Consider the following 6344-nt stretch of genomic DNA (forward strand, 5'->3'; position numbering starts at 1 on the left):
ATGCTTTCGAGTGTGAAGACCGCTTCTTGGAAGCCAAAAGCAACATTTGCCATTGTGTTCACCTCCCATGTCTATGATGGTAATTAGTATAGACAAGGAAGGTACGAACAAACCGGCTCTCGTAAATTTTTTCTATGTACGGGCTGAATAGTATACGCTGTAAATGGAAAAAGGCGCCCCATTGCTTTTGGGAGCACCTTCTTTGTGATCGTTAATTTTGGCTTTGTGTGGATGGTGAATCGCTGCGCGTGAGGGAGGCGTTGGACGTCTCGAGCGCTTGCCGCAGCGTTTCATTGATTGAGCTGACCGATTGCTCGTCGGGGATGTAGTAGTACACGCCGTTGATCGTTTCGTCGTATCCTTTCAAATGCAAATTTTCTACATCCGCGTTTTTCATTTTTTGATAGACATAGATGAACGACAACAAATCGGCCGGAGGGATGTTCGTCCGCACGTGATCCCCTAAATCGGCGATGATGTCATCCAGCTTCGGCAGCGAGGTGATGGATGTGCTTTTGTCAATAATGGCACGAATGACTTGTTTTTGCCGCTCGTTTCGGCCAAAGTCGCCGCGGGGGTCCGATTTTCTCATGCGCACATAGGCGAGCGCTTCATTGCCGTTCAACTCTTGTTTGCCTTTATGGAACGTATGCCATTTGAGCGAGCCGGTCAGTTGGGCTTTAAACGTAAACGGAACGTCCACCGTGATGCCGCCAAGGGAATCGACGACTTTTTCAAATCCTTCAAAATCAGTCGTCACGTAATAGTCAATCGGTACATCGATCAGCTCATTGACGGCTGCAATTGTCGATTGAATGCCGCCATGACTGTAAGAATGGGTGATTTTGTCTTTCTGCCCTTCGCTCGGGATGTAAACGCGCGTGTCGCGCGGAATGCTCAACAAATACACTTTGTTCGTCTTCGGATTGACGGTCAAAAGCATGACGACATCAGACCGCCCCTCCTCGTCGTGGTACTGGTTTTCCACTCCAACCAACAGCACGGTAAACGGATCTTTGCGCATTTCAATATCCTTTGGCGGCTCACCCGATGGATCGAGGGCTTGATAAATTTTGCTTGACGCCTGTTTCGTCTCGGAGTAAATATTGTAGCCAAAGGCGCCGACACCCCCGAGCAAAAGAAGAAACACGAGCAAAAATAATCGGCGGAGCCGCTTTTTTTTCTTCCGCTTTTTCACCGTTTTTCTTGTATGATTCATCGTTTAACCCTTCTTTCCTTGTACGGTTTCGTTTCAGGAAGACGGAAGCAACCGCTCGGCATACTCCATCGCTCCCGCCTGAATGTCCGCCCTTCCGTTTGTCAGTTCGGTCATCCACTCGCCGAACGAAGACTGGCCATCCTCAGGAACGAGAACGTCAAACATGACGCGGTCGGCATATAGGATATTTTTAATAGTATATACGGAAGAGCGCAGCTCATTTTCCACTTTCCCAAGCCATGGATAGTCGATCGTGACATGCATGACGCGCATGAGCCGACGCTCGACGATGCCGGCGGCGTTCAGACCCTCGGAGACGGCGCGGCTGTAAGCGCGCACCAACCCGCCCGCACCGAGCTTGATGCCGCCGAAGTAGCGGGTAACAACGGCGACGGTGTCTTTCACCCCTTTTTTCTTCAACACCTCAAGCATGGGCACCCCTGCAGTGCCGCTCGGCTCGCCGTCATCGTTCGCTTTTTGGATTTGGTCATGCTCGCCGATCAAATAGGCGGAACAGTTGTGGGTGGCGTCCCAATGCTTCTTCTTGATCTGTTGAATAAAGGCGACGGCCTCTTCTTCTGTTTCGGCACGATTGATATAGCAGATGAACCGTGATTTTTCGATCACGATCTCGCGTTCGCCATATCCTTTGACCGTGTAATATTTTTGCAACAAAGCAAAACACCTCAACATACAAAAAATGCGAAAACGGTTTAATTTTGTTCATTTTTTTGCATGAATGGCTAGCGCTCTATTCTAATTATGGTAAACTGAAAATAAAAGAGCAATAGATAGGACATGCTTTTATTATTATAAATCGACAACTTTTTTCCTTCAAACAAATTTTGCTGGCGCCCATGCGCACCGCTTGGCAGCGCTGTTGGAGGTTGGCAAATGGCTGAGGCAAAACAGTGGGACGTGAAGCAGTTAGATCGGATTGTCGAAAAAATGATCGACACCGTTCAACATAGCAAAGACGAAATTTTCCGCATCGGTGAGCAGTCGCGTCAAGAGCACGACCGTTTGCTTCGCGAACTCGAGGAGGTGAAGCGGCTGACCGTGCAGGCGATCGAAGAAGCGGACCGGCTGGAAATGAAGGCGCGTCAGGCGCGCCGCCGCCTGTCGGAAGTGAGTCAAAACTTTTCCACCCACTCGGAGCAAGATATTCGCGAGGCGTATGAAGCGGCGCATGAGTTGCATATGAAGCTGACGATGGTGCGCGAGCGGGAGAAACAGCTGCGGCTGCGCCGCGACGAGCTCGAGCGGAGATTGGCGAGCCTTGCGCAAATTATCGAACGCGCCGATTATTTAGTTGGACAAATTACGGTCGTGCTCCACTACTTAAACAGCGATTTCCGCCAGGTCGGCGAGCTTATTGAAGGAGCGAAGCAAAAGCAGGAATTTGGGCTGAAAATCATCGAAGCCCAGGAAGAAGAGCGGCGGCGGCTGTCGCGGGAAATCCATGACGGCCCGGCGCAGCTGCTCGCTCACGTCCTTCTTCGGTCTGATTTGGTCGAAAAGGTGATCAAAGAGCGAGGGACAGAGGCGGCGATCGCCGAGATTCGTGATTTTCGCAAAATGGTGCGTTCGGCTTTGTCCGAAGTGCGCCGCATCATTTACGATTTGCGGCCGATGGCGCTTGATGATTTAGGATTGGTTCCGACGCTAAAAAAATACTTGCAAACGACCGAAGAATATAACAAGGGAGTCCACATTTCCTTTGTACATATCGGCGAAGAAATTCGGCTGCCGTCGCGGATGGAGGCGGCCGTGTTTCGGCTTGTCCAAGAATCGGTGCAAAACGCCTTGAAGCATGCCGAAGCGCGCCATATCGACGTCAAAATGGAAGTGACGTGCCACCATCTGCTTGTCAGTGTCAAAGACGATGGCAAAGGATTTGATCCATCGGTCAAAAAAGAAAATGCGTTCGGCTTGATTGGAATGCGGGAGCGGGTGGAGCTGCTCGGCGGCACGCTCGACATCCGCTCAAAGATTGGCAGCGGAACGACCGTGTTCATTCGCGTTCCGCTCGACCGTTCGACTGACAAAACGAACAAGGAGGAAAGGAAACGATGAAAACACGCATCGCGATTATCGACGATCACCAGCTGTTTCGCGAGGGCATCAAGCGCATTTTGGAATTTGAGGGCGATTTTGAAGTCGTGGCGGAAGGAAGCGACGGAAGCGAAGCGCTTTCAATCGTCGAAACATACCGACCCGATTTGGTGCTGATGGACATTAACATGCCGGACATCAACGGCGTTGAGGCGACGAAACAGCTGATTGAAGCTTACCCTGATACGAAAGTCGTCGTGCTGTCGATTCATGACGATGAAAACTATGTCATGCGCGCCTTGCAGACGGGAGCGACCGGGTATTTGTTGAAGGAGATGGACGCCGATACGCTCATTGAGGCGGTGAGAATCGTCGCTGAAGGCGGTTCGTATTTGCATCCGAAAGTGACGCACAACTTGATTCGCGAATACCGCCGCTTGACGACGGAAAGGGGAGGTGTGGCGATCAAGCAGGAGGTGCGCCGCCCGCTTCATTTGCTGACGCGGCGCGAGTGCGAAGTGCTGCAGCTGTTGGCTGACGGCAAAAGCAACCGCGCCATCGGCGAAGCGCTTTACATTAGCGAAAAAACGGTGAAAAACCACGTCAGCAGCATCTTGCAAAAATTAAACGTCAATGACCGGACGCAAGCCGTTGTGGTTGCGATCAAAAACGGCTGGGTTGAGGTGCGCTAATCACGGGAAGAGGGGTTCCCTCTCATTGATGGACCATAGACGAAACCGCCCAACACAAAGGTGCAGCGGTTGGCGCGGGATGGCTGGCGGAAGAAACCGTTCGTTTTTGGCTGCCGCAGGCCGTTCTAAAGGTAGGAGGCGGCTGTCTCGCTCTGTTTCGGCAATCGGCGGAGCCAAAAGAGCACCGTTGGAATATGAGAGCCGCCCTGTGCATCCCTGCTTGGCGGCTGCTGGAGCGGCGTGCCATGCTTGTCCATTTCGGTGCGATGCAGCCCGTCCCGTTTGCAGTGGTGGGCGTCCAGCCTTTTTGGTATAATGGAACAAAATCCTGAATCAGGAAGGAATGGCGTTCGTGAAAACGGCAATTGTCACCGACAGCACGGCCTACTTGCCGAAAGAGGTGCGCGAGAGGCTTGGCATTCGCTTGATTCCGCTCAGCGTCATTTTCGGGGATGAGACGTATCGCGAAGAGATTGATATGACGGCCAATGAATTTTTTGCCAAAATCAAGCAGCATCCGACGTTGCCGACGACGTCCCAACCGTCGGTCGGTGAGTTCGTTGACTTGTTCACTGCCATTCGCGAGGAAGGGTACGAGGCGGTCATCAGCATCCACCTCTCAAGCGGCATCAGCGGCACATACCAAGGGGCGGTCACGGCAGGGACGATGGTGGACGGATTGCGTGTTTACGCATACGACTCGGAAATCAGCTGCATGGCACAAGGGTTTTATGCCATCGAAGCGGCGGAAATGGCGCAGGCGGGGAGGCCCCCTGAGGATATCATCGCTCGTTTGGATGAAATGAAACAAACGTTGCGCGCCTACTTTATGGTCGACGACTTGGCCCATCTGCAGCGGGGCGGACGGCTGACCGGGGCGCAGGCGTTCATCGGCGGCCTCTTGCAAATCAAGCCGCTTCTTCGCTTTGAAAACAAAGTGATCGTGCCGTTTGAAAAAATTCGCACGCGCAAAAAAGCAGTCCACCGCATCGAAGAGCTGTTCGCCGAAGATGCGGAAAAAGGCGTGCCGCTCAAAGCCGCCATCATCCACGCCAACCAGCCGGATGAGGCGGGCCGCTGGCGCGACGAGCTGTCCGCCCGCTATCCGCACGTCGAATTTTCGATCAGCTATTTTGGCCCAGTCATCGCCACGCATGTCGGCGAAGGCGCGCTCGGGTTGACGTGGTATCAGCCTTGACACTCCACACGGCTAAAGCCGTGGGATTCCTGGGTCGTTAGCGTCCTCATCCTTTTCAGGTTCAGACAACGCCCAAGTTCAGGGGCTGTGTCATCAGCCCGTCCCATCGGGTTAGGATGTACCCCGATGGGCGGCGCACCTGTGATCAGTGCGCTAGGTTAGGCGGCAAAGCCCGAAATCGCTTTGGCGATGTTGATTGCGCCATTTAAGTCGGCGTGGAGGGTGTATCCGCATTTTTTACACTGAAAGTGGATGCCATTGCGATTTTCCTTTTCCCGATGTCCGCATTTACACGTTTGGCTCGTATAAGTTGGATTCACCCACTCCACCCGAATGCCTGCCATTTCGGCTTTATAGGCAATCATCGTTTGTAGTTGGTGAAATGCCCAAGAATGAAGGCTTCGTCCTGCTTCTTTGGCCGATGTTGCCCGCTTTCGAATCCCCGTCAACTCTTCCATTCGAATCACGCCAACACCGTTGGCGAGGGCAAAACGGACGATTTGACGGCTGATTTTATGGTTCCTATCCTTCATCCAGCGGGACTCTTTACGGCCGATTTTGCGAATCATATGGAGCTTCTTGGCTTTGCCCAACGTTCGCCGCAAAGCCGCATATCGTCGGCGWAYRAARGCGCATTGGCTSCCCTTGAAAAACAACGATTTCGTTCCHACGCTGGCAACGGCAATATAGCGAAGTCCTAGGTCAATTCCCATTACCTTGGTTTCTTCCCGTTGTTGGACTTCAACTGTGATCGCAATAGCGAAGTACCATTTCTTTCTCTTTTTGTAGAGCTTGGCYGCCCCTTGTTTGGCGGTTCCATTGATAAGCCGATTCAGCCAYGCTTCTTGATAGGAACGCGTGACGACAGGCACGCCAATTCGYTTCTCCAGTGTGGGGAATGAAACCGTGTAGAACTCTCCTTTCTTTTCCACCTTTACGTTTTGGTTGTTAAAGCAACACCATAATGTTCGGAACTTCTTTGTTTTCTGGTTTTTCTTTTGAGACTTCACTTCTCGAATCGTCTGATTCACGACGGCAGAAGGRAACCGCTGCGACGAAAACTCTTTAAATAGTTTGCTCGTCGCTTGATTCAGCTCGGGATGATTCAACAGCCAATTCGCAAACGCGGTATTCACTTCTGTCATCCGTTCGTACATGTCTTGTTTGACTTTCGTTGGGT

At 52.1% G+C, this 6344-nt stretch carries 6 protein-coding genes; 3 read left to right on the forward strand and 3 right to left on the reverse strand.

All coding sequences use genetic code 11. From position 1 onward, the window contains the following. Window positions 1-211: 211 nt before the first annotated feature. Together B1A75_RS18735 and B1A75_RS18740 are read right to left on the reverse strand one after the other, a co-directional pair. Window positions 212-1219, reverse strand: a complete 1008-nt coding sequence (locus tag B1A75_RS18735; protein WP_079936696.1) for an LCP family protein — start codon at window positions 1217-1219, stop codon at window positions 212-214. A gap of 33 nt (window positions 1220-1252) precedes the next feature. Then, on the reverse strand, window positions 1253-1894 hold the full coding sequence (locus tag B1A75_RS18740; RefSeq protein ID WP_079936697.1) for a YigZ family protein: 642 nt from the start codon (window positions 1892-1894) through the stop codon (window positions 1253-1255). Window positions 1895-2113: 219 nt separating this feature from the next. Here B1A75_RS18740 and B1A75_RS18745 point away from each other — a divergent pair, with 219 nt between their 5' ends. The 3 genes from B1A75_RS18745 (at window position 2114) to B1A75_RS18755 (ending at window position 5164) form a co-directional block, all read left to right on the forward strand. Further along, window positions 2114-3295, forward strand: coding sequence for a sensor histidine kinase (locus B1A75_RS18745; RefSeq protein ID WP_079936698.1), 1182 nt, complete (start codon window positions 2114-2116; stop codon window positions 3293-3295). Further along, window positions 3292-3966 carry a response regulator gene (locus B1A75_RS18750; RefSeq protein WP_074043125.1) on the forward strand — a complete coding sequence of 225 codons (675 nt, stop codon included), beginning with the start codon at window positions 3292-3294 and terminating at the stop codon, window positions 3964-3966. The genes B1A75_RS18745 and B1A75_RS18750 overlap by 4 nt, the downstream gene beginning before the upstream one ends. 352 nt (window positions 3967-4318) lie before the next feature. Next, on the forward strand, window positions 4319-5164 hold the full coding sequence (locus tag B1A75_RS18755) for a DegV family protein (RefSeq protein WP_074043124.1): 846 nt from the start codon (window positions 4319-4321) through the stop codon (window positions 5162-5164). A 158-nt stretch (window positions 5165-5322) separates the two neighbouring features. Here B1A75_RS18755 and B1A75_RS18760 read toward each other — a convergent pair. Further along, on the reverse strand, window positions 5323-6344 hold a 1022-nt coding region (locus tag B1A75_RS18760), incomplete at its 5' end, for an RNA-guided endonuclease TnpB family protein (protein WP_079936699.1).

It is taken from the genome of Geobacillus sp. LEMMY01 (genome assembly GCF_002042905.1).
Lineage (GTDB): Bacteria > Bacillota > Bacilli > Bacillales > Anoxybacillaceae > Geobacillus > Geobacillus proteiniphilus.